This is a genomic window from Salegentibacter mishustinae (assembly GCF_002900095.1).
Lineage (GTDB): Bacteria > Bacteroidota > Bacteroidia > Flavobacteriales > Flavobacteriaceae > Salegentibacter > Salegentibacter mishustinae.
Genome location: NZ_LLKN01000002.1, coordinates 327,791 through 352,403, shown reverse-complemented (window position 1 = coordinate 352,403; position 24,613 = coordinate 327,791). Strand labels below are relative to the sequence as shown.

General features: G+C 34.2%; 20 protein-coding genes. 10 read left to right on the top strand and 10 right to left on the bottom strand.

The window, feature by feature from the left end:
* Positions 1 to 84 precede the first annotated feature (84 nt).
* Positions 85 to 1,161, top strand: a complete 1,077-nt coding sequence (locus tag APB85_RS04520; RefSeq protein ID WP_057482356.1) for an IS110 family RNA-guided transposase — start codon at positions 85 to 87, stop codon at positions 1,159 to 1,161.
* 242 nt (positions 1,162 to 1,403) lie between these two features.
* Here the strand turns inward: APB85_RS04520 and APB85_RS04515 are convergent, their stop codons facing one another.
* The 8 genes from APB85_RS04515 to APB85_RS04480 form a co-directional block, all read right to left on the bottom strand.
* A complete protein-coding gene (locus tag APB85_RS04515) occupies positions 1,404 to 1,838 on the bottom strand; it encodes a hypothetical protein (protein ID WP_057482735.1) in 435 nt (144 codons plus the stop codon).
* A gap of 327 nt (positions 1,839 to 2,165) precedes the next feature.
* Complete coding sequence (locus tag APB85_RS04510; RefSeq protein ID WP_057482736.1) at positions 2,166 to 3,572, bottom strand: argonaute/piwi family protein; 1,407 nt, start codon at positions 3,570 to 3,572, stop codon at positions 2,166 to 2,168.
* A complete protein-coding gene (locus tag APB85_RS04505) occupies positions 3,562 to 4,953 on the bottom strand; it encodes an SMEK domain-containing protein (protein ID WP_057482737.1) in 1,392 nt (463 codons plus the stop codon). Before APB85_RS04505 ends, APB85_RS04510 begins: the two co-directional genes overlap by 11 nt.
* Positions 4,954 to 5,116: 163 nt before the next feature.
* Positions 5,117 to 6,052 (bottom strand): endonuclease/exonuclease/phosphatase family protein, encoded by a 936-nt coding sequence (locus tag APB85_RS04500; protein ID WP_057482738.1) that lies wholly within the window; start codon positions 6,050 to 6,052, stop codon positions 5,117 to 5,119.
* Positions 6,053 to 6,205: 153 nt separating this feature from the next.
* Positions 6,206 to 7,243 carry a HEPN domain-containing protein gene (locus tag APB85_RS04495; RefSeq protein ID WP_057482739.1) on the bottom strand — a complete coding sequence of 346 codons (1,038 nt, stop codon included), beginning with the start codon at positions 7,241 to 7,243 and terminating at the stop codon, positions 6,206 to 6,208.
* Positions 7,244 to 7,434: 191 nt separating this feature from the next.
* Complete coding sequence (locus APB85_RS04490; protein WP_057482740.1) at positions 7,435 to 7,920, bottom strand: cupin domain-containing protein; 486 nt, start codon at positions 7,918 to 7,920, stop codon at positions 7,435 to 7,437.
* Between the two features lie 194 nt (positions 7,921 to 8,114).
* The gene (locus APB85_RS04485; RefSeq protein ID WP_057482741.1) at positions 8,115 to 8,681 is read right to left on the bottom strand and encodes a hypothetical protein; all 567 of its coding nucleotides are present in this window, start codon (positions 8,679 to 8,681) and stop codon (positions 8,115 to 8,117) included.
* A 160-nt stretch (positions 8,682 to 8,841) separates the two neighbouring features.
* A complete protein-coding gene (locus APB85_RS04480) occupies positions 8,842 to 9,126 on the bottom strand; it encodes a helix-turn-helix domain-containing protein (protein WP_229792211.1) in 285 nt (94 codons plus the stop codon).
* Between the two features lie 365 nt (positions 9,127 to 9,491).
* On the opposite strand from APB85_RS04480, the gene APB85_RS04475 reads away from it, so the two are divergent.
* The 3 genes from APB85_RS04475 (at position 9,492) to APB85_RS04465 (ending at position 13,199) form a co-directional block, all read left to right on the top strand.
* Positions 9,492 to 10,274, top strand: a complete 783-nt coding sequence (locus APB85_RS04475) for an RNA polymerase sigma factor (protein WP_057482743.1) — start codon at positions 9,492 to 9,494, stop codon at positions 10,272 to 10,274.
* A 2-nt stretch (positions 10,275 to 10,276) separates the two neighbouring features.
* Complete coding sequence (locus APB85_RS04470) at positions 10,277 to 11,374, top strand: hypothetical protein (protein WP_057482744.1); 1,098 nt, start codon at positions 10,277 to 10,279, stop codon at positions 11,372 to 11,374.
* Between the two features lie 349 nt (positions 11,375 to 11,723).
* Positions 11,724 to 13,199 (top strand): TlpA family protein disulfide reductase, encoded by a 1,476-nt coding sequence (locus tag APB85_RS04465; protein ID WP_057482745.1) that lies wholly within the window; start codon positions 11,724 to 11,726, stop codon positions 13,197 to 13,199.
* 1,094 nt (positions 13,200 to 14,293) lie between these two features.
* Here the strand turns inward: APB85_RS04465 and lepB are convergent.
* Positions 14,294 to 15,892: a signal peptidase I gene (gene lepB, locus APB85_RS04455; protein ID WP_057482747.1), complete on the bottom strand. Its 1,599-nt coding sequence runs from the start codon at positions 15,890 to 15,892 to the stop codon at positions 14,294 to 14,296.
* Between the two features lie 661 nt (positions 15,893 to 16,553).
* Here lepB and APB85_RS04450 point away from each other — a divergent pair.
* The 5 genes from APB85_RS04450 to APB85_RS04430 all read left to right on the top strand — a co-directional run bounded on the left by APB85_RS04450 (position 16,554) and on the right by APB85_RS04430 (position 19,947).
* Entirely contained in the window at positions 16,554 to 17,129 is a 576-nt protein-coding gene (locus APB85_RS04450; protein ID WP_057482748.1) for a Crp/Fnr family transcriptional regulator, read from the top strand.
* A 71-nt stretch (positions 17,130 to 17,200) separates the two neighbouring features.
* Complete coding sequence (locus APB85_RS04445; protein WP_057482749.1) at positions 17,201 to 17,488, top strand: GNAT family N-acetyltransferase; 288 nt, start codon at positions 17,201 to 17,203, stop codon at positions 17,486 to 17,488.
* A gap of 42 nt (positions 17,489 to 17,530) precedes the next feature.
* Positions 17,531 to 18,409, top strand: coding sequence for a pirin family protein (locus APB85_RS04440; protein ID WP_057482751.1), 879 nt, complete (start codon positions 17,531 to 17,533; stop codon positions 18,407 to 18,409).
* A gap of 92 nt (positions 18,410 to 18,501) precedes the next feature.
* Positions 18,502 to 19,371, top strand: coding sequence for a pirin family protein (locus tag APB85_RS04435; protein ID WP_057482753.1), 870 nt, complete (start codon positions 18,502 to 18,504; stop codon positions 19,369 to 19,371).
* Positions 19,372 to 19,377: 6 nt separating this feature from the next.
* Positions 19,378 to 19,947 carry a TMEM175 family protein gene (locus tag APB85_RS04430; RefSeq protein WP_057482755.1) on the top strand — a complete coding sequence of 190 codons (570 nt, stop codon included), beginning with the start codon at positions 19,378 to 19,380 and terminating at the stop codon, positions 19,945 to 19,947.
* A 66-nt stretch (positions 19,948 to 20,013) separates the two neighbouring features.
* Here the strand turns inward: APB85_RS04430 and APB85_RS04425 are convergent, their stop codons facing one another.
* On the bottom strand, positions 20,014 to 20,334 hold the full coding sequence (locus APB85_RS04425; RefSeq protein ID WP_057482756.1) for a DoxX family membrane protein: 321 nt from the start codon (positions 20,332 to 20,334) through the stop codon (positions 20,014 to 20,016).
* A gap of 1,015 nt (positions 20,335 to 21,349) precedes the next feature.
* On the opposite strand from APB85_RS04425, the gene APB85_RS04420 reads away from it, so the two are divergent.
* Entirely contained in the window at positions 21,350 to 24,613 is a 3,264-nt protein-coding gene (locus APB85_RS04420; protein ID WP_057482757.1) for a SusC/RagA family TonB-linked outer membrane protein, read from the top strand.

The following is a 24,613-nucleotide window of genomic DNA, read 5'->3' as shown; positions in this document are numbered from 1 at the left end:
CTTGAACAGTACCTGGATCCTTTTTAGAGATCGTATCAAAGACGAGCAAAAGTGATGGAGAATTGGGTTTATAATTAAACAATTATGGAGCACCACATTTTAAAAGTAGCCTTGGGAGTAGATGTATCTAAAGATAATCTGGCCGTCTGTCTTTGCCGCCTAACGGTTAACCTAACAAAAGAGTTTGAAGATCCTTTTGAAGTTAGTAATGATCTTCCCGGATTTAAAAAACTAATACGATGGCTTGATAAGCAAGTAGCCTCTCGTGAGAATCTGTGGATTGTAATGGAATCTACAGGTATCTATCATGAAGCCTTTGTGTACTACCTCTATGAAGCTGGTTTTAATGTGAGCGTGATGCAATCTGGTCGTGTTAAGCGTTATGCCCAAAGTCTGGACCAAAGATCCAAAACTGATGCATTGGATAGCCGTATGCTAGCTATGCTTGGCTGTGAACGAGCATTACCTTTATGGACACCACCTGATCCAATTTTAAGAGAATTAAAAGGTCTTAGTAGGGAACGTTCATTTTTGTTAAAGGAGAAGCAAATAGAAAAGAATAGGCTTCATGCTAGTGAACATTCTGTATACAGCAACAAACGAGAATTAAGACGTTATAAACAACGCTTAAAATTGATTGCTAGGCAATTGGAGGAAATAGAGAAAGAGATGATGGAATTGATCAATGCCAGCTCTTATTTAAAGGGTAGAATAAAGCATTTGGAAAGTATTCCGGGAATCTCTTTTGTGTCTGCAGCTACGGTAGTAGGTGAAACCTTAGGTTTCACTGGTTTTACCAACGCCAAGCAACTTACGAGTTACGCAGGGTTTGATGTAGTGCTGAAAGAATCTGGAGCTTATAAAGGCAAGACCAGAATTAGTAAGAAAGGGAATAAAAATATCCGTCGGGCACTTTATATGCCGGCGATGACCGCTGTTCGATGTAATCCCACATTGAAGAAGTTCTATGAACGCGTGAAACCTACTAAGGCTAAACCTATGATTGCTTTGGTGGCGGTAGAGCGCAAGTTATTAGTACTGATGTACAGCTTATGGAAGAATGAGATCAATTATGATCCGGAATATGAACAAAAAAAGACAGCAAGAACCGAAGTCCTTGCTGCACAGGATAGAAGCAATTTAGCATTGACTTCTTCCTAAAACTTTAATCAAAAATATTTGTTTTATAACACAGTACCTATCGCCAGTTGGCGGAGTAAGGGACGCGGATTTGTCGGCTTAGGTTTGGTTTGTTGGTTAAGTTAAATAATTTATTTTTAACGCTGCCGCTTATTTGCGGTGAACCGTTGTTGGCAACCGGAACGATTTTCCCAATCTTGTTTATTAAACCGAATTTCAGGCAAACAAGATTTGTTTTTGAGTTTGGTTTATAAAAAATGTAATTATTCAATCTTCCTAAACTTAAAAGTACAGCCTTCTGGACAACCTGGCTCTATAGGTTTTAAATTTAAGTGACCATTTTTATCAAAACTGTATGAATGGGTACTTTGAAAGAATACTTCAGGATTGATGCATGTAATAGTAGTTTCTATGATATTTAATTCAGATTCATTTTCAATTAAATAGATGCTACTATCAATTTCATTACAATTTGCTGGACTTATTTCAGATTCATAAGTGAAATCTTCGTTAAAAGTGATCTTATAGCCATTCTCAACTTGCTCCCAATCGTTTGGTGATCCATCAACGTTATTTGCAGTTCTTCCAATTAGTTGCCAAGTCCCATTAATAGAATTGTCAGTTGGATTATCTTTTTCGTTTTTGCTACATGAAACTAAGGTTATTAGAATGCTAAATATTAAAACTATATTTCTCATAATTCATCCATTTTAAATTTGATAAATTTCTAATTTTCTCTATTCATTAATTTTAGATTTTTTTCACCTCTTATATAAGATGCATCAAAATTGGTTTGGTTGCTTGTGAATTTATTAAAAAATAGGTCTTAATGATTTTCTTGTTAATCAAAACATTCTTTTTAAAATGAATTATCATCGTTCTTGTTGCCAACGGTTACGGTTACCGCAAGTTACGGGAGTAGGGACGCGGACTTGTCGGCTTAACCATTTTCTTTCCTGGTTTCTAAAATTACACTTTTTCTACAATTACCCGTTATTTGCGGTGAACCGATGTTGGCGATAGTTTTACATATAGAAACTATATTTAATCTGAGGTTTTTGGTCATCACTCAAATATTTTAAAACTTCTCCAACATTCCGACTGCAATCTATTGTAATAGGAAATTTTCTATCAAACTGTGTATTGTTCCAATTCATCTTTGTTAATGATAAAATTTCATTACAAATTTGTTCAGGTGATTCATCATAGGAGAAAAGTCTTATTTCTATTGGGCTTGGAATATATCTACCTGGATAAGTACCGTAATAATCTACAAAACCTCTTGTATATAAAAAGTGTCTTTGTTTGTCGAGACTCAGCATCGTACCTCGAAATGGAGGATAATTACCTTCTCTATATAAACGAAAATTTGTTGGCATTATCGTAACTAGATCTAATGAATTGATATTCATTTTTTCAGCAACTTGTTGAAAACCTTCAATTTCATCTTCCGAATAATTTGAACTTTTATGTATAACTAACCGTTGCGGATAAATTTTTACAGCTTCATAGTATTCTTTAAGAGAATTATAGAGTAGATCAAATGCCTGCTTTTCCGATAAATGCGGTTGTTTATCTTTTTTACTTTCCTTAACAGGTGTACCTCTAAGAATTACACCATTACCTTGTTCGTTGAAAATTTGAGTAACACTAGTTTGAGTAGTTTGCTTATCTCTGCTCTTATAAAAGCTTATTCCTGCAAAACAAGTATTACTTGTCGAATCTTTTTTTAGAGCCCATGGTGTTCCTGAAGCTTTATAATATAGTGCCGTAAAAAAATTCCAGGCTATTGTGGCTTCATCTTGCATGTCTTTAGACGGCTCTACAATTCTATCTCTAACAATTTGAATTGGAATATTATATTCCATGGCTTTTGCTTTTAGTAAGCGTCTAAAATTAACTTCTATTGAAAGACTATTATCATCATCTTCTTCTTCGATTTCCACCGTTTTGGTACCATAAACCATATTAGTGAATTTCTCGTCTAAAACGCATAATATTACGTCTGGATTCTTATTTTTTGCCAAAAATTTAATCTCTGTAAGAAACAAATCAACTCCTTTAATAATTAAATCATTAATATCTTCAGAAGATTTTTTTACTTTTTCAAAAATCGAATTGTTGATTTTTCGAACATATGTTTCGTCGTAGGAAATCTCACTTTTAAAGCCAACTTTCTCATTGAAGCCTGGAAAATTCATAAACAAATTGGGCTGCTTACTTTTTTTGGGATCTATATGACTTTTACAAGATTTAATCCAACTGATTAAACTTCCAATACTATCGCTGTTTCCAACAAACCCCAAAACTATTTTATCAGGTCTCACTTTTTCAAAATCTGCAACACCATATTGAAATATTCCTGTTCTTGGACATACGTGTTCACCATTCTGAAATTGTAGTAATGGTTCTTCAAGTAATTTAATTTCCATAATGACTTTTATATGTTAGATCAAGTTTGAAAGGTTCTTTGAAGTTTATTAGATTATAGTCTTCTTCGTCTTCACTTAGTTTATTGTTTAAACAATAAGATATGAACATAAAGTGCTGATACACCGCGTTATTTGATTCAAGTTTCTTTTTTTGTGTAATTAAGTCACTCTCAAATTTATGAGCTTGGTAACCATTATAAGTATAACTCCAAGTGGGTGTAATAGCTAAGAACCACCTTGTTTCTGATAAAAACGATTGAATTTTAAAAGATAATTGTTGAAAATGAGTAATTTGAGTTCTATCCTTATTCCATACCTCCTTCACAACTGTTCGAGTTGCAGTTTTTTTGTTTTTCCATTGGACCTTTCTTGATCTAATTAATTTTGGTGGTCGAAATCTGAACATTCTTTCTTTACGAACCCATTGAATATCTTTTTTATGGACTAACTCCTGAATTGTATTATCAATTAATCTAGATAGTGCAAGCTCATATTTATATCCTGTTTCCGCAAACTCATCTATTGAAAATTCTTCGACCGTACCTATTTCTATTAATTTATTTAGGGGCTCAGAATTATTATCTAATTGTTTAAATGAAATAATATTTTTTTCAAATACGTGCCAATCTGTAGAATATGGAATATTATAATGTTCAAAAGCTCTATTAAGTACACTTCTATCAGGAGCGCTTTTCTTCAATTTATATTTAGTCTCCCAAGATTTAGTAATTATTTCATCTCTATTAATTCCAATTTTACCAACGAATACTTTGTCAGGTAATTCAATTTCTAAAAGGTTTGGATATAAGGTTTCATTAGTTAATTTATCCTTATTTTTTAAAATATGTTTTCTATATTCAAGTTTCTGATCGGTAAATTCCTGTTCAAATAATTCCAGTACGCCCTGAATCTTGTGAAGTGAAATCCAAGAATTTATTTCAGACAGTAAATTTTCAAAGTCTAGAATGTTTTCCGATGAATTGAATTCAAATTCACTATCGATAATTTCATCAAACTTCTTATCATTATATGATTTTTGTTTTTTTGTTATTATGTAGACCAATAATGAATCAAATTCATCTCTTTGTTTATGTTTTTTATATTGTTCTAGAGTATGTTTTATTTTCTCTGAATTTGCTGTAGATGTTACTTGTATAGCAACCCGATTTTCTTTATCAATTAAATCTACCGCAGAGTAATTTTTCTCTTCTAGATTGGCATTTTTTAAATTAAGGCCATAAACAAAATTTAAAATTGGAATAATTACATTTTCGGCGTGAATATTTATATCATATAAGCTTTGACTATTCAGAGTTTCAACTTCAGCTCTAAATCTTGCAATTAGTTCTGCTATTCTATCTATTGTCTTCTTTTTATTCACAGGTTTTCTTTGTTAAAATTATCGCCAACGGTCTCGTATAACGACAATTGGCGCGGAGTTTTGCATGCGAATTTGTCGGCTTAATGATTTTGTTTTTTATGGAAACTAATTTACTTCTTTTCTATGAAACCCGCCATTTGCGTTATACGTTGTTGTGCGTAGTTTAATTAACTCCAATTATGATATTAATTGGTAAATGGTCAGAACCTATATTCTTACCGGTTGATCTTTCTATCACCTCTAAATTTTTCGAAATAAGGAAATGGTCTAATGTTGTTTGTAACATTAGATAGTTTGCCGGCCAAGTTGGTAAAAGTCCAAAACCAATTCTACTATCTTTTAGATCTCCATTTGTAAGTTTACTAAAATGATTGGAGAATGATGAAGTATTAAAATCTCCTGCAATAATCAACCTTTCTGAAAACTTAGATCTTTTGTTCAAAATATTAGAAAGTTGTTTATTTCTATTTTCAAACGTATGTTGATTTATAGGAGGAATTGGGTGTGTAGCTACCAATGAAAATTGATCACTCCCAATATTTAGATCTGCAACTATTGAAGGCTTGTCATTAAGCTCGAAATAATCAATAGAACTGTTCATTTCATATTTGCTCAATAGAGCAATTCCAAAATTGTCATTTCTCGGAACTAATTTTTTATATTTATAATTGTCAATTATTGGATTTAGTTTGAATTGCCAATTTGGAGTGAATTCCATTAGGATCAAAATATCTGGATCTTCTTCAAATATATAATTTTGAACTAAATCAATTTCTGAATTACTTGAGAGCAAATTAATACTTGAAATTTTGACCTGTTTTTTAGATTTAAGAGCAGTATTATCACTAAAATAGTAAGGAGCAATAAAATAGCCGTTCCATAATATGGTTGAAATTAGTAATATTAAGGCTAAAACTTTCTTATTAAAAAATAATAAAGATATGAGAAATAGGAAGATTGATATTATTAAATATTGCAATTTGAAATTGGAAAATATGTCAATAAACCAATAATTAGAAATAATATTTGGAAGAATAGATGCGAATAAAACTCCTACTATTAATATCCATGTCAGTTTCTTTAAAAACAATATTTTCATAAAATTAAATTACGCACAACGGTCTCGTATAACGACAAGTGGCGCGGATTTTTAGATGCGGATTTGTCGGCGTAACGATTTGGTTTGTTATGTAAACTAAATTAGTTCTTTTCTGGTAAACCCGCCATTTGCGTTATGCGTTGTTAGCCACTGTTACCTTTCGATATTTAATTTTCTTTGGTTTTCTAGCTCATCAACAATCATTTCAACCATTTTTTCAACGGTTTTCACATAAGTTAGATAGTCATTTTTTGTCAATTCATAGTTAAATTCCAAGTTGTGAATAATATTATGTCGTGAGTTAATTAAATCCTCTAGCTTATTTAAAATTCTTAAAATTTTACCGTTAACTTTTTTTCGTTTACTTAGAATTGAAAATATATCTATTTGAACAAACTTATTGTAAACTTTATTTATACTATCGAGATTTTGAAAATTATAGTTCTCAGCTACGCTCTCCTCAATTGATTTTTCTTTATTTTCAATTTTCACAACTTCCGAAATTCCGATTTTAAAGTTTTCTTTAGCAATTAATTCCTTCGCAACGGGATCATATCTTATAATTGCTATAAAAATTTCTCCGAAGAAATACTCAATTACCGATACTAGAAATGGGATTAAACTATTATATAAAGTTACGCTTGGATCTTTAGTCTTCAGTAAATCTTTCAATGCAGGAATATTAATACTCTGTAAATTATCGCTTAGCGAGTTTTCGTAATTCTCTACACTATTGGTAATTTGAAATAGCTTTTCTAATGCATTCTCTCTTATATTAGAAATTGCTTTTTCGTGAGGTTGAAATCTCGGATAGTCATTTAAGTCAATATATCTGTTTGTTCCATATCCATCATTATAAAATGTTCCTCCGAACTGCTTTCTAGCACTTTTTATTATCTCGTTTTGTTTCGCTTTATCTTCAAAACTTCCATTGGATTTTGTTCTTGTGTGCAAAATCCAGTCTGAGCATTTAAACTGTTTTTTTAAGTCATTATCTACTTTAATGATTGTTGATTCTACTCCAGTAGTTGATTCATTATTTTTTGAGCCGAACCACATATAATGAAGATTGTTTTCATCATTAAAAGAGTCTATGAAGTGTTTTACTTTATAAAAATCGTGATCTCGTAAATATTTGATCAAACTAGATTTTGTTGCTTTCTTTGTATAAAGTGTTATTTCTATGCTCATTATGGTAATTGTGGCTAACTGTCTCGGCTATAGCAAGTTGCGGGAGTAAAGACGCGGATTTGTCGGATTAGTTATTTTCTTTCTTGGTTTCTAAAATTACACTTTTTCCTGAATACCCGTTATTTGCGATGAGCCGTTGTTGTGCGCTGGCATTGCGTTCCCATCATCTTGTCTAAAATTTTTTATGTTTTTTAATTTTGTGATTTAGTTTCTAGCATTTTAGGAACTTGATCGTAATAGTCCTGAGTTAAGACTTCTGTCCATTCTGTTGGTTTTTCTCCGCTATAGAATGCTAAATATGTAACATCACATTCTTTAGTAGATGAGTGCCAATGCTCAGTTTCTTTTTCGCATCTAATTACATCTCCCTCTTTTAGAATTATAGGCTTTTTACCCTTTTCTTGATAGTAGGCTTCACCATCTACAATTACTAAAACTTGAACAGAACCGTGTTTGTGCCAATCTAAAGTTGAGTTAGCTTTGAAGGTTGCTTTGGTAATGTTGTAACCTAATTCTTCATCATCGTGAATTAGAGGATTTAACCAAGCTTCTCCAATGTAATGAGTATTGGGTGCCTTAGTTCCTTCTGTCTTATAGGAAGATACTTTATAATCAGAACTTTGGGCAGCTATAAATAATGGAGCGAAAAATATCAGTGTAAGAATTGAATATTTCATAATTGTTTTTTTTATTAATTATTTTCTTAAATCCTTCTTCGTCAATGCTTGCGTACAACGGTTGCGGTTATCGCAAGTTGCGGGAGTAGGGACGCGGACTTGTCGGATTAACACTTTTCTTTACTGGTTTCTAAAATTACACTTTTTTTGCTATACCCGTTATTTGCGATGAACCGATGTTGGGCTGCGTTTTATTACTCTAAACTTAGTTCTTTAATTAATCGGTTAATTTTGTCTTCTGATTTATATGCTCCTTCTTGTGTGGGGTAATCTCCTGTTTTTAGCTGGTATGTTCTTCCTAAATATAATTCGAACTGATTTGAATTGATGTCATTATCTAAATAAGCTTTTTTGAGAATTTGGAAGTATTTATTTCTAGTATTAATATCTGATGAATGGTGAATTACCAGCCACGGTGCGATATTAGCACTGTGAGAAAACCTTTTCTTGTCTGGATATTGAAAAGTATTTAAGTAAAGATCTACTCTTTTCAAATTTAATTGATCTACAGAATCCATTTTCCTATATAACTTTTGCAATTCTTTTGAGTTCTTTCCGTATTTAAGTAGAATTTCTGAACTCTCTCCGTTTCTAATATCTTGATCTGTTTTATGTATTCTTTCTAAAAATGCTTCTTGATCGGAACTGGAAGTCAAACCCATAATCTCCTTTGCTATATCGATTTTCTGTGTTTTCTCATTTTCTTGACAACTGAAAATAATGATTAGTGAAAAAGTCAGAAATATTCTTCTTAAACTCATATCTGTAAAATGCTGCCCAACTCGTTATATCCTGAACAATTTACTTATTTAATAAGAAATATACCGGGATAAACGCAGTTTTTGTTAAATATAAATTATTGGTGTTAAAGTAGATTAAGGAAGAATTTAAAGAGGGATAGTAGGATTTAAAATATGAAAATTATTTTTCCAAATCTTTTAGAGTAAAGCTAAAATCAAATAATTCTCGAGCGTGAATATCAAGTCCTCTTGCTAACTCAATTATAGTGGTAAGCGTAATATTTCTCTTTCCTCTTTCAATTTTGTTTAGATCTGCATAATCTATATCGCATTTTTGCGATAAGGATCTAAAACTTAAACTTTTACTCCGCCGAATCTTGCCGAAATTCTCTCCAAACTTAAGTAAAAAGTCTTCTTTGTAATTTTTGTTCTGCATTGTAGCCCTATCTACAACTAAGATGATCAAATATTTTACAAATTATGTTGGAATATATTACAACATAAATATTTTATTTATATATTTATCTCATATTAATATATTTGCGAAACTTCTTTAAGTAAAATATTAGAAGCATTCGCTTTGAATCTTGTGTCAGAAAACTGGTAATTTTTAAGGAACGAGATGATAAGTGGTAATGCTCACGACCCGGGCGTGAGCTTACTTGTCGTTCCATGGTATACCAGTACCTCTGATACAATAAGTTAAGTCTCATGCCCTTTCTTTTTCGACTTACTTTCAAAGCTACCTTCTCTTTACAACTTGTAGGAATTCGCTTAAGCTAATCCATTTAAAACCTTGAGGTTGTTACCTCCACTTAAAAGCGACTGCTTATGTTACAGCGTATTTTTGAATTATTACAACAAGGACATCCCGATGCCTTGGAGTTTATCCATACAAAGTACCACCGCAATATCTTCTGGGTGGGCAAGCAAATTCTGGATGATGATTTTGCCGTGGAAACCCTGGTGCAGGATACCTTTCTAATACTATGGGAGAAAAGGGATCGGATAGAACGACCCGAACATATTTACTATTTCCTACGAATGGTAATGAAGAGGGAATGCTACACCTACTATGTTCGTCCTAAAAATAAATTTTTCAAAACCGTCAATTCCTTAGAAAGTTTCGAAAACTACCAGGAGTATTTGCACGGTTATGATCCAGAAAAAGATGATCTGCACTTATTAAATCACGAGATTCAACAAAAAGCTTTTGACCGGATAAGTCGTGTTTTACCCTTACTCAGTCCTGAAAGACGACGCCTGATTGAACTCTGTTTAAAGTATGATTTTCGCTATAAAGCTATTGGTCAATTAATGGGAACCAGTATTACCCACACCAGCAACGAGGTAAAAAAGGCTATCGTGGATATTAAAAATATCATTTGCCAGCGGAGTATTCAGGAAACAAAACCAAAACCAGTTCTGGCAGTAAAGATTCAGAGGGAGATGACCCAGGAACAGGAAAAGGTCTTGCAGCTGCGCACGGAAAGACAATACTCCTTTGCAGCTATTGCCAAAGAATTGAACCTTTCCGAAAAGGAAGTGCACCAGGAATTTATGTCCGCCTATAAGCTGATGCAATTAAAACACGAACAACAACAATCGGCTTAGTGATGGGAAAGGACACAATTACACTCACCCGTAGTATCCGGTTAGAGATCGACCTGCCAACCCAGGAAGAACGCCAGGAGGCTAAAAGTAAACTGTACCAATGGCGTTACCGCTGTCATAAAGCTGCGAACCTTATCGTTTCCCATCTATATGTTCAGGAAATGATCCAGGAGTTTTTCTATCTATCAGAAGGGGTGAAGTATAAGCTGGTGGACGAGAAAAAAGATGAACTGGGTATCTTTAACCGGTCGCGGATGAATACCACCTACCGGTTGGTATCTGATCGCTATAAAGGGAAAATGCCCACCAACATTTTATCCCAACTCAATAGCATCATTCAAAGTTCCTTTAAGAAAAACCGGGAGGAATACTGGAAAGGCGAGCGTTCCCTGCAAAATTTCAAAAAAGAAATGGCCTTTCCCTTTACCATGGAGGGTGTTTGTGGGCTGGAATTCAATCCTGAGAAAAGTGCCTTTTGCTTTCGGTTCTTTTCCATCCCGGTAAAAACCTATATCGGCAGAGCATTTAATGACAAATGGAAATTAATGCACCAGTTAACAAAGGGCGAGATTAAAATGCGCACTTCTTATCTCAAGTTAAAAGATGGTAAGATCTTTATGATGGCCGCCTTTGAAATGGAGAAAGAAAAACACCAACTAAGGCCAGAGGTGTTTGCAGAAGCCAGGTTGTCCCTGGAGTATCCAATTATAGTGAAAATTGGTAAGGCAAAGCTTAGCATAGGGAGCAGGGAAGAATTTCTATATCGGAGGTTGGCTATACAAGCCGCCAGAAGAAGAACCCGGGAGGGTGTGAAGTATGCCAGGTCTGGTAATGGGCATAAACGGAAAACAAAAGCGGCAGCCAGGTTTAAAGATAAGGAACGCAATTATGTGAACCAGCGACTGCACGTATACAGCCGAGAACTAATAGATTTCTGCGTAAAACACCAGGCAGGAACGCTCATTTTAGTAGACCAGGAGCAAAAAATTGAACTCGCCAAAGAGGAAGCATTTGTGCTAAGAAACTGGGGCTATTATGATCTAATGACCAAAATAAAATACAAGGCCGAAAAAGCCGGTATTGAACTGATCATTGGTTAAAATATTTTCGAGGGTGCTTGTACACCCGCAAGGTGAGCTGAACATTTCACTCACTAAATGCGCTTAGCATATACAACGCGTGGGTATCTCTTAATTTCATTAGAAAAAGATCTTAAGCCGAGCATAGTTGAAAACTTAAAAATCTATCAGCACTTACTATTGCTAGTAAGGAATTCCCTAATTTAATGCCTTCCTTCGACGAAAATTTGATATTTTTAAATAAGGTTATCCAATTTCATTTTTTAAGAACAGTAAATTTTACAAAGTCGAATGCAATTAAAATTACCTTTAAGAAACTTGATAAGGAGTTCATAACCAAATTTCTTACTTATTTTAAAAAAACAGACTATTGACTTATCACTCTTATAAGACTAATCAGGAAAAAAAACCAATTACAAAGCACATCAAAACAATAGGTGCCATATTAGGAAAAATTGAAAAGTCTCTCTTTTTAATAATCTTTTTAAGTCTTTTAGTAAGCTGTAAAGAAGCTTTAAAAACCCCAGAATCTGAAGATAAGGACAGTAATAAAATAGTAATTGATCTTAAAAATACATCTGATGAGCTATTTAGTTTTGAACCACTTTTTTCAGAAACACCGGTGTATTCTTTAGAAAAAAAATATCCAGAATATTATGATAAAAAACTACAGAAATTTAAAGGATTACCGTCAGTAGACTCATTTAGAATAGTTACCAAAAATTTTCAATTAAAGCCTTTCATTCAAAATCTTTACGAAGATGGATTTATCAGAAAGGACAAAGCACTTGAAACATTTGAAGCTAGTGAATTAAAAAATTTATCTGCAAGAGTAGACACTTTGTATTTTCAGTTAAACATTTTTTCTGGTTTTAGGGGGAACAAACAGCTAATAATAGCAGATCTGGATCACGATAATAATTTTGCAAATGATGAAACCCTAGAATTTCAGATAGATTATAGAAATAAAAAACATATTGAAAAAAATGAAAATATTCCAGTCCTAAATCTCCCTTATGAAGTCTTTCTAAATGATGAAATTTATAGTCTAAAAAGAGGCATCAAAATATATCCAGAAACTAAGCATCCGCACATTTATTTATTTGAAGATAATGTATTAGATGATACTACGAATGAGTATACTGTAATGCTGAAGTTTATAGATTACAAAAAGGGAGAGCATCAATTGAACGATATGGATTATTCATTCGGAGTTCAAGGATTGTATGGAGAATTTATGCGATTAAAAATAATACCAAACTCCATTACAAATCCTAAAAGCAGAAAATCTGATAATTTTTTGTATTCAATCTCAGATACATTGCGGGCTGGCAATAAATTTTATGAAATTGAAAGTGTTTCAGGAGATTTAGCCAAACTTACACTGAAAAAGATAGATATTGATACCGAGAAATTTACCGGGTATAGAATTGGTGATAAGATTGATAACTTCAACTTACTTACATTAGAATCTAAAAAGGTCAACTTATTAGAGTCTATCAATAAAAATAAGCCATACACGCTACTTGACTTTTGGGGTACCTGGTGTGCTCCTTGTATTAAAGGTCTTCCCGAACTGAAGGATTTTCATAATGAATTTTCAGAAAAGGTAAATCTAATGAGTTTTGCTCTTGACAAAAATATAAGTGACGTGAAAGAATTCAGTATGGAGAATGATATGTCCTGGCAGCATTTTTTTATTAATAGCAATAATCGAAAAGGCAGCATAATTGCAGGTATGAATATAACGAAGTATCCCACTTTTATTTTATTAAATGAAGATTTTGAAATAATCTACGAAGGGAATTCAGGTTCCTTAGCTGAAATTAAAAAGTTGATAGAGTAGCTTTTACAATTGGCAGCATAATTCAAACCCGTTCAGCCCATTCCCACTACATTTCGCAAAAGCTTCATTCCGGGAAAAGCGCTTCTCTACAAAGGTCTTGGACACCATCGAAGAAATTGCGACTTCCATTACGCTAACCCGATGAAAAATCGGAACGCTTCATTCCTCTCAAAATTTTTCGATGAAGTCCGCTAGGTTGAGGTCAGATCATGGTCCTTCTTCCTCACAAAGTGGTGGTTTTTCCTGATCCATATGCAAATATCATCCTTACGCCCCTCCCCTTTTTAGGATGCAAATAACAACATCCTTTCCTGGACAGCGGCATAAAGCCGATTCGGCTTTGCCTACTCTTTTTATACGCTTTACCAGGCCAGGATGTTGTAAAACAAATGCATCGAAAAAAGGTAATTTGACGGCGCTATAGGAAGTAAATAAAAAAGGAAGCGGTAGCCTCAGTTCAAAACCTTAAAAAGCTTTGATTTAGTCTATGTTTAAAATTCAAAAAACTTAATTCAATGAAGGGTAGATTATTAATTCCAAAATTGGATATATTTTTTAAAGACAACACTGGAAATTTTTAAATGGTTTTTCGTCTCCGTATTCAAAAATCTGCGTTTTCAAAATTCTTGAATTGAAACAAATTGAAATTTTTACCTCAAATTAATTCAAAATACACCAAATCATACGAAAATTTCATTTTCAAAAACACCCCGGAAACAGTATTTTAAAGTGTTGATTTTCTGTTTTATATCATTACAGAAATTCTTCGGTTTTGACTTTCGCTAAATAATAAAATGCTTCAAAAAGGAATAGGACTTTTCTTCATTCCTTTTTTAAAAAAGCAGTTGGTGCAAACCAACATGTATGAAAAATTTTGTCCCGCCTGCGGGACGAAATCGAATAGCAAGAGGGTAACACGTTGCACGGTGTTACAATTTTGTAAATTGCTCATTTTTAGACACTTATTTCATATGGTACCTATTGTTTTTTATCAATTTGCGACAAATGGCTTGGAAAGCCTTATAAACAGGCGATTATTTGCGACAAATTTTAAAAAAGCAAATGGATTAAAGGAAGGTTTAGCTTTAACTCCTTTAATGTCGTTTATTTTTTAAAACTTTTTGAATACCAAAAATTATTAATAGTAAGACAATAAAATATACTAAATATGACCGTGGTTTCCCTTCGCCTCCAACTGTGGTAAACATCCTATCCCATCTGATTTTATTCCATCCTTCCTCCATATTATTTAAGCTTAACCAGATAAATACAGGCTTACCAACTACATGATCAAATGGAACATATCCCCATTTCCGGGCATCTAATGAATTCTGACGGTTATCACCCATCATCCAGTAATAATCCTGCTTAAATGTATAAGCGTCCGTTTGTAAACCATTTATAAATATCTCACCGTTTTTTATTTGTATCTGGTTGTCCTCATATTCGCTAATAATTCTTTTATAAAAAGGTAAGTTGCTTTTATTTAATTTGACGGTTGAGCCTTTCTTTGGAATATAAATAGGGCCGTAGTTATCCAAATTCCAGGATAAGGTGTCTATATATGGAAATACACTTTGAGGTTCACCCGGTTTACTTAATAGTTTTCTAACGTCTTTAACCACTGGATTTTTACTGATCAAATTTGCTTCAGAATCGGTAAGGGTTAACAAATAGCCTCCATCTTTATTTAATGCGAATTTTCCAGTTGGATATTTCAAACCTTCCCGAGCTCCATATCTTTTATTCAGTAAGTTTTGGTCTATTGCTTGTCCCTGAGTATTTATAAAAAAGTTATATTGAGGTTTTGCTCGATCGGGTAAAACTGTTCGCTTACCATTTATATAGATATATCCCTCCTTGATTTCTAAAGTGTCCCCAGGTACCCCAACAGCCCTTTTTACCAGATTGGTTTTTTTATCGACAGGCTTATAATAATTACGCTCTGGACTAAAATCATTCATATCCAAGAGAGTATCCGCTGGCTGGTTGAACACTACTAAATCATTTCTTTCAATTTTTTCAAAACCGGGAAATCTCAAATATGGGAATTGAAATTTATTGATCCAGGAAGAATTTTTTTCCTCTTTCTCATCATTAAAAAGGTACGATTTACCTAAGCCGGGGATAGTATCATGAACCATTGGCGCCGCAATGGTAGTCATAGGTATCCTTGCTCCATAATTGATCTTACTAACCAATAAAAAATCACCTACTAATAAGGTTTTTTCTAAGGATGAAGATGGTATGGTATATGGCTGTATAAAGTAAGTGTGCACAATTGTGGCCGCAATAATCCCGAATAGAATAGAACTAACCCATTCACCAACGGAAGTTCTTGGTTTAAGGCTTCTGTCGTTTATATAGGAAACATCCAGGAAATAATTGAGGTAATAAATATAAAACCCAAAGGTTAATATTGCCAACCATGTGTCTAATTTTGAATGTTTCCCAAAACTTCTAACTGTTTCCACCCAAAGGACAGGGAACATTATAAGGTTTACAATTGGAATAAATAATAAAATAGTCCACCACCAAGGCCTGTTTATAATTTTCATTAAAACCACAGCATTATAAATAGGAATTGCTGCTTCCCAGGGTTTTCTTCCTGCTTTTTTATAGAGTTTAAAGGTACCTAAGAAATGGATCACTTGAATTCCTACGAAAAGTAGAAACCATTGAGAAAATGTCATGGAATGATTAATTTATTGATAGGTAATGAAAACATAAGAATCGTTACAACTATTCCATAATTTAGGTAGATCAAAATTTTAAACCATAATAGAAAATGACAGCAAGAGGATAACACGCTACGCTGTGTTGGGTAGTCATTTTCGTAAATTTTAGGGCTTTATGATGGTAAATAAGGTGAAATTATTTTAGTCTGGAAAATTTGAAAATAATTTTTCACGGAAAAATGTTTCCAGCCCAGTGATACCGGTGATTTTTTCACGGAAAAGTTTAATTAACAGTGCCATTCACCACTTTTATCTACACTGCGCAAAAGCTTAGTTTCAATAAAAGAGGTTCATTATAAATGGTCTTGGACACGAGCCAAAAAGCTTTTAAGATGAATAGGTAAATTTGATTCTCTAGTTTGAGCTTTTTAACTCAAGTCCGCTTGATAGTAACTAAAATTCAACGATCAGGATTTCAAAGCTTGAAGATAAGAGGTATCAAAAGTTGGTTTAGATAGCACTGGAAGAAGTTAATGAACATTGAGTTTGTTCTATTTTCAATGGCCTACATTTTTTCGGGAGAAATTCCATAGAAAATATGAAAGAATGCCCACTTTTTCCTTTTTGATCTGATTTTCTTAATAAATTTGAATAAACTCTTTCAACACGGTATGCTATGAATTTTTCTCAGTACTTAATAGAAAAGTTTGGTGTCCAGGAGTCAGACCTTGCCTATATCAAAGAATTAGCCGAGATCAAGAAAATTTCAGCAGGATCCTTTCTCCTAAAACCGGGGGAAATATGCAATCATACTTTCTTTGTTGAAAAGGGCTTATTGCGTTTATATTCCCTTTCTGAAAATGGAAAAGAGCACATCCTACAATTCGCATCAGAGAACTGGCTGGTCAGTGATAGGGATAGTGTATTCTTCAAGGAACCCTCTAAATTTTATATTGAAACTATTGAGAATTCTCATTTGATTCCTATTAATGACAAGATCATAAATAAAATTGCAGAGCTAACACCTAGCTTCAGAGAGAAAAATGAAATTTTACTACATAACCATATCCGCCATTTAAATCAACGAATTAATCTGCTCCTCAGTGCTTCCGCAAAAACCAGATATTTGGAATTCGTTAAGTTGTATCCAGACTTGCAACTTAGGATACCCCAGTGGATGGTGGCTTCTTACCTTGGCATAACCCCTGAAAGTTTAAGCAGGGTGCGCAAAGGTCTGGCTGATAGACCCTAATTTTACTTCTTACCATAGATCAAGAGCTATTTGGACCTTAGCTTCTAACTTTGTAGTAAATATTAGAAATTATGGCATATACTTTATACCAAAATACCGTTGATCATAGATTTGAAGTCAAGCTGAATGACCAAATTGCCTTTGTAAATTACAAACTACACAAAGATGTGATTAGTTTGATACATACTGAAGTTCCAAAGGAATTAAGCGGGAAGGGAGTAGGATCTTTTTTAGCCAGGAATGTTTTAGAATTTGCTAAAAAACAGCAACTAGAAGTAAAACCATATTGTCCTTTTATCAAATCGTATATAGATAAGCATCCGGAATATCAGTTTATTTCCAGGTTGCATCAAAATTGATAGGCATTAAAAGAATTTTGTTTCAAATTAAAATTTTATGATATGAAAACTAAAAATATAGAATTAGTTGCAAGCCCACCCAATCCTCATTTTGTAGGAGATGGCTTTAGGGTCCATAACTTTATCCCTAGTGGTTTTAGAATGGATATGGAGCGAATGAGTCCTTTTATATTGTTGGACTACAATTCAAAATTTACTTTTCCTCCCTCAGATAAACCAAAGGGAGTTGGCGTACATCCACATCGGGGATTCGAAACCGTAACTATTGCCTACAAAGGCAAAGTTGCACATCATGATAGTAGTGGTGGCGGTGGAATTATAGGTGAAGGAGATGTTCAATGGATGACAGCCGCTTCGGGAGTTCTTCATAAAGAATATCATGAGGCAGAATTTAGTAAGAGAGGTGGCGACTTCCAAATGGTTCAATTATGGGTCAACCTGCCGGCAAAGGATAAAATGTCAAAACCTAAATACCAGGCAATTTCGCAAGCTGAAATGGCAATCCATTCATTACCTGGTGATGCAGGGCTTATAGAAGTTATTGCTGGAAACTACAATGACTCTAAAGGACCGGCAAGTACATTTACCCCCTTGCATATGTTTAATGCCAGGTTAAATGAAAAAGCTAAGGCAAGCTTCTCATTTCCTTCTCATTATAATACCGGGGTATTGGTTATTGAGGGGAGCATAAAAGTGAATGATTCAGAAATTGCACTAACAGATCATTTTGTGCTTTTCGAGAATGAAGGTGAATCTTTTACTGTTGAAGCCCTGGAAAAATCTGTTGCTCTAATTTTAAGTGGAGAGCCAATTAACGAACCTATCGCAGCTCAAGGTCCATTTGTAATGAACACTAAGCAGGAAATTAGGGAGGCTATCAATGATTTTAATATGGGAAAATTCGGTTACCTTGAAGATTAATGAGTGTAAAATCGTATTTTCAATTAGCCAGAATGTATGGTTCTGGCTAATTTCTTTTAATTTAATTATATCAACTTCATAGTTCATATTTTATGTCTAATATAAAAATGATAGTTCCTGAAAGAGCTGCCGAAATAGGAAATTTCCTTGTAGGTAGACTTTTACCTTTCCGCGAAAAAAGAATGATAGGCCCTTTTGTATTCATAGATCATATGGGGCCGGTTAGCATGACAAAAGACCAAAACTTTGATGTGCCCCCGCATCCGCATGTTGGACTATCTACCCTCACTTATCTCTTTGAGGGCAGAATCATGCATCGTGATAGCTTAGGAAATGAGATAGAAATAAACCCTGGTGCTGTTAATTGGATGACAGCAGGTAATGGAGTCGTGCATTCCGAACGTACCCCAGGTTCATTACGAGACAAAGAAAAGTCTTTACATGGCCTACAGATATGGGTTGGTCTTCCTAAAGAATTGGAAAATATAGAACCTTCTTTTAGTCATATCGAAAAACAGGAAATTCCACAGTGGACTGAAAACAAAATTTCTTATAAATTAATTGCCGGGGAATGCTTCGGCAAAAAATCTCCTGTTCCCGTATATAGTAAATTATTTCTTCTGGAATTGAAAAGTAGTGAAAAAAGAAAACTGAATCTAAGTATTGATCTTTTCGGAGAATCAGGTATCTATATTCTGGAAGGCAAAATTAATAGTGATGGGAATACTTATGAACCAAAACAAATTTTGGTTGCCAAAGATCATAAACTATGTGAATTTGAAATGGATAAGGATACAACTATTTATATTCTGGGAGGAGAACCTTTTAAAGAGGAAAGACACATCCATTGGAATTTTGTAGCTTCTGATAAAAATATCATTGCTAAAGCCAGGGAAGACTGGAAAAATCAAAACTTTCCTAAAGTGCCTGGAGAAACTGAATTTGTTCCACTACCAAATTAATTACTCATGAAAACCGGAAGACTGGAAGCTTTTAGTGATGGAGTATTGGCTATTGTGATCACCATTATGGTTTTGGAAATGAAAGCTCCTGAGGAAACTGATTTAAAGAGCTTGTTGGAAACATTTCCCATATTTCTAAGTTATTTGTTAAGCTTTATTTACCTGGGAATCTACTGGAATAATCACCATCATTTGTTACAGGTTACCCAAAAAGTTAACGGGAAGATTTTATGGGGTAATTTACATTTATTGTTTTGGTTATCATTAATTCCTTTTGCTACCAGCTGGATAGGGGAGAATTATACCGCAGCTTTACCTATTGCTTTATATGGATTTATATTACTTATGGCAGCAATAGCTTACTGGATATTGGAAATACAGTTAATTAAATTTCACGACGAAAACTTTCCCTTAAGGAAGCTAACACAGCGAGGAGCTAAAGAACATCTATCAATTATCATTTATTTAATTGCAATTCCCGCAGCGTTTCTAAATTACTGGATTTCAATAGCCTGTTTTGTAGTCGTGGCTGTTATGTGGATTGTTCCAGACCGAAGATTGGAAAGTGTAGCATAATTAATTTCTCTTAGAGGATTTTCTATACCTTCAATAGTGAATCACCTATATAGAGGAGCTCAAAAATTATGCCCAATTTTTTGCAAAATGCATGGATTCTAGCATCATGATCTCTCTGTTCTCTAATCCCCAGAATTTATGTATAGTTACAGAGGCAATAAGTAAAAATATACATAACCCGATAATACCATACAGAAGATAAAAACCTGAGATTAAAGTTATTCCACCAAAACATAATAATATGCCACTTAATTTGATCATTAATTTTGAGGCTAGGAGGCTCCTTTTCTCAGCATATTCTTCTAAAATTTTTGAGTTTAAAAAATGATTTAATCCATTTAGGAGGAAGAATATACCTAGTAAGATCAGTAATATTTGTTTTATCATCTATGATTCAGATTTGAATTGAGAGTAAAATTAAAAATTATCCTCTAACCTTTCCATTTTAACTTAGTCTTAAATTCTCGAACTAATACAATATAACTTCGGTGCTAAGCTTGTCTGAAAAGCAATCTAAAGATATTATGCGAAGTTCTATATAGAACATATTATTTATAGTTTAATTTATATAGTGTTACCTCAGCCATTCACCACTTTTATCTTCACTCCGCAAAAGCTTTGTTTCAATAAAAGAGGTTCATTATAAATGGTCTTGGACACGAGCCAAAAAGCTTTGAAAATGAATTGGTAAATTTGATGCAATAGCTTAAGCTTTTTGACTCAAGTCCGCCTGGTAGTAACTAAAATTTACCGATCAGGATTTCAGTGTTTTTTAAAGTCTTTCTTACACCGCATTACTTTTTGCTGCTAAAGGAACAAGCCTTGAAATTAACCGGAGTACATAAACCGCCTTGCTATTTATAACTCCTCTATAATTTCAAAACTTGAAAATGAATGTCATCAAAAGGTAATGCGATGGCGCTGGAAGAAGTAAATAAAATTCATAGCACTTTTTATTCATCCTGAGCTGCACTAAGTTTTAACTGGAATGCAAAAGGAAAATGCTTAAGATGAAAAAAGTAAATTAGTTTGTATTAAGCTATTCTTTTTTTAAGAGCTATACCCTTCAAAAAAGATAAATCTAAAATGGACAAACTGTTTAGATCTTCTGCCACTCCTTTTTAGGCTAATTTAAAATTTAGTTAATATAAACTTAAACATAAGAAAATCTTCGCGGAGAAAGCAACTTATAGTTTTGAAATCAAATATCAGACACATTAGAATCTAACTCTAAATAAATATTTATAAGAAAAGATAAGCCTTTGAATTAGCGAAAAAAACAGCCCATTCTGCTGCAACAGAATGGGCTTAATTAAGACTACAAACAATTAATTTATAGCCACTTGTAATGGACACAAAAATACAATTTTTTTTAAAGAAAGTATATGTCATATGCTTTCTATTGATTTTCTCGGAAGCTTTTGCTTCCAATTTTAATCCGGGGACAATCCTTGAATCTGTTGATTTTCAACAAACTATTCAAGGAAAAGTTCTGGATGAAACCGGATTGCCTTTGCCGGGAGTAACTGTACAAATTAAAGGATCTTCTAAAGGAACAATCACTAATTTTGATGGAGAGTTTACCTTAAGAGTACCGGACCAGGACGCAATTCTTGTTTTTTCTTTTTTAGGATATAAGTCAAAAGAAGTTACTGTTGAGTCTCAATCCACGTTTGAAATAACAATGGTTCCGGATTCAGAAAGCCTCAACGAAGTTGTGGTTGTGGGTTACGGTACTCAAAAATCAGAAAATGTTGTTAATTCGGTTAGTACCGCAGAGATTGGCGACGTTGTAACTCGACCATCGGCAGATATAGCCAGTTCTCTGCAGGGAACTGTACCCGGTTTGAATATTAGGTCGTCATCAGGTGGTGATCCTTCCGAAACTCCCGAAATAAATATTCGTGGTTTTAATTCTATAAATGGAGGGTCTCCTCTTATTATCGTAGATGGTATAGAAGCGGATATTGCCAATATAAATCCAAATGACATTGAAAGTGTAACTGTTTTAAAAGATGCTGGAGCGGCAGCAATTTATGGGGCACGAGGTTCTTTTGGAGTGGTGCTAATCACTACTAAATCTGGAGAGGCAGGTGAATTTAATGTTCAGTACTCTAACAATACTGGTTTTACTACAAATATTGCTCGTACTGACTTTGTAACTAATCCAGCTACCTATGCAAGATGGGTCGATGATGCAATTGGCTCATATCATAGCGGTTGTTATGTATGTTATGAAGATGATGATTGGGAAATTGCCGAACAAGTTGGTAATGGTGAAAGAGAACCTTTTTATGAGCAACAACCGGATGGCACCTATAAGTTTTTTGGAAATACCGATTTCTATGATGTCTTGTTTAAAGATCGTAGGTCACACCAAATAAATAATATCTCTGTTTCTGGTGGCTCTGATAAATTAACCGGTATTATCTCAGCAAGAAGCTATGAGCGTGAAAAAATTCAAAATATCCAGGATGCTGAGATGAGACGCTATAATCTACAGCTTAAACTGAGTGCGACTCCATACAACTGGTTAAAGTTAAATGCATTGAGCAGATTTAGTAGTAGGTATGATGAACAATATGCAGGAACTAAAAATGGTTGGGGTGACGAATTTGGGGTGAGTAAATGGCGTGATCTTTTTCCTAATCATCCTGCCTTCGTTGACGGCTATGGTGTAAGTGTTGGTCGAACCAGGAATGGATATGTTGGACGTTTAGGTGCCTTAAAAGAAGGCGCTGCACACCGGCAATGGCAGTATGAAAATTTAACTAATACCCTTGGAGCAGAGCTTAAGCCAATCGAGGGATTAGTACTTAATATGAATTATAATTATAGTATTGATCGGACAGATCGCACATTTTCCTATAAGCCATTTAGTTATCTGGCTGGTGAAAAGCTGGAGTTGTTAGAAGGGCAAGGATTAAATAGACATAATGAGTATCGCTGGAAGGATAATTATACTACTATAAACATTTATGGAACCTATACCAGGGACATTGCAGAAAAGCATAATTTCAAGCTAATGCTCGGTTTTAACCAGGAGGAGTTTGACCGTGATAGAGTGGGAATGAGAATTGAAGACCTGCTCACCCAGGACAAAGCTAATATTGCTTTTGGAACAACAATGCTTGATATGGAAGGTTCCACATTAGAATGGGCTATTCAAGGCTATTTTGGACGATTTAACTATGATTATGATGGCAAATACATATTGGAAGTTAACGCGCGTTACGATGGTTCATCGCGCTTCCCAGAAGAAAACCGATGGGGGCTTTTTCCATCTGTAGGCGCAGGTTGGATAATTGATAAAGAAAATTTTTGGACACCATTAGAAAGCGCAATATCCTCATTAAAGCTTAAAGCATCCTATGGTAAATTAGGGAATCAGAATGTAGGGGTAAATACCTTCAGGCAACTAATAGGAATGGGTAGAACCTCGTGGTTATTTGATGGAGAACAGGGTAATTATGCCAGAGTACCTTCTCCATTACCGGCTAATATTGGCTGGGAAAAAATCACATCAACAAATGTAGGTGTTGATATGGGATTTCTAGAGGATAAACTAACTGCCTCTGTTGAATGGTATGAACGTAATACACGGGATATGTATCTACCGGGACAACCGCTTCCCGCAGTTTTTGGTGCATCAGAACCTCGTAGAAATTACGCAGCAATGCGGAACAGAGGATTTGAGGCGACCTTAGGTTATAATGATGAATTTAATGTGTTAGGTTCTAAACTAGCCCTTAGTGCACAAGCCAATGTTTCAAATAACCAAGCTATAATTACAAAATTTGATAACCCAAACGGTTTATTAAGCACCTTTTGGGAAGGTCAGCAAATAGGTGAAATATGGGGTTATCGGGTAGATGGTCAATTTCAATCAGACGAAGAAGCCGCCGCCTTCCAAAATGAATATGGAAGAGATAACCTCTTTAGAGTTTATAGAGGGATACTTGATTACGGATCAAATAGTGATTGGAACCGCTTGCGAGGGGGAGATCTTAGATATGTAGATACTGATGGGGATGGTAGTATTGATAATGGAAATAATACCCTTGAAGACCCTGGAGATCTAGTGCCTATTGGTAATGCAATGCCACAGTTTCCATTCGGATTTAATATAAATGCTTCGTGGAAAAACTTTGACCTGAACGTTATTGGACAAGGAGTCGCCAAACAGGATTGGTACCCAAACGGTCCTTTATATTGGGCTACATTTCATAGACCATATACATCTTTTATAAGAAAAGATCTTTTAAATCAGGTATGGGATCCGGCTCAACCTAACGATCCCAATAGAATATTCCCTCAGAGACAAAGAGCCTACAGCGCTTTAAGTAATGGCCGTATGTCATATAACTATAATGACCACTTTTTAGAAAACATAGGCTATCTCAGGATTAAAAATCTTACTGTGGGTTATACCATTCCACCCACCCTTACTAAGAAAATTAATATTAAAAGACTTCGTTTTTTTGTGAGCGGCGAGAACATATTCACCTGGACTTTTGGAGGTTTAACTAAATACCTAGACCCCGAAGAGGTAGGAGCACATGTTAGTTACTCTAACCCAAATGGTGTGAGTGGAAGATCTGCTACAAACACACAATTATACCCAATGGGGAAGACTTATTCTGCAGGTATTCAAATCAATCTATAA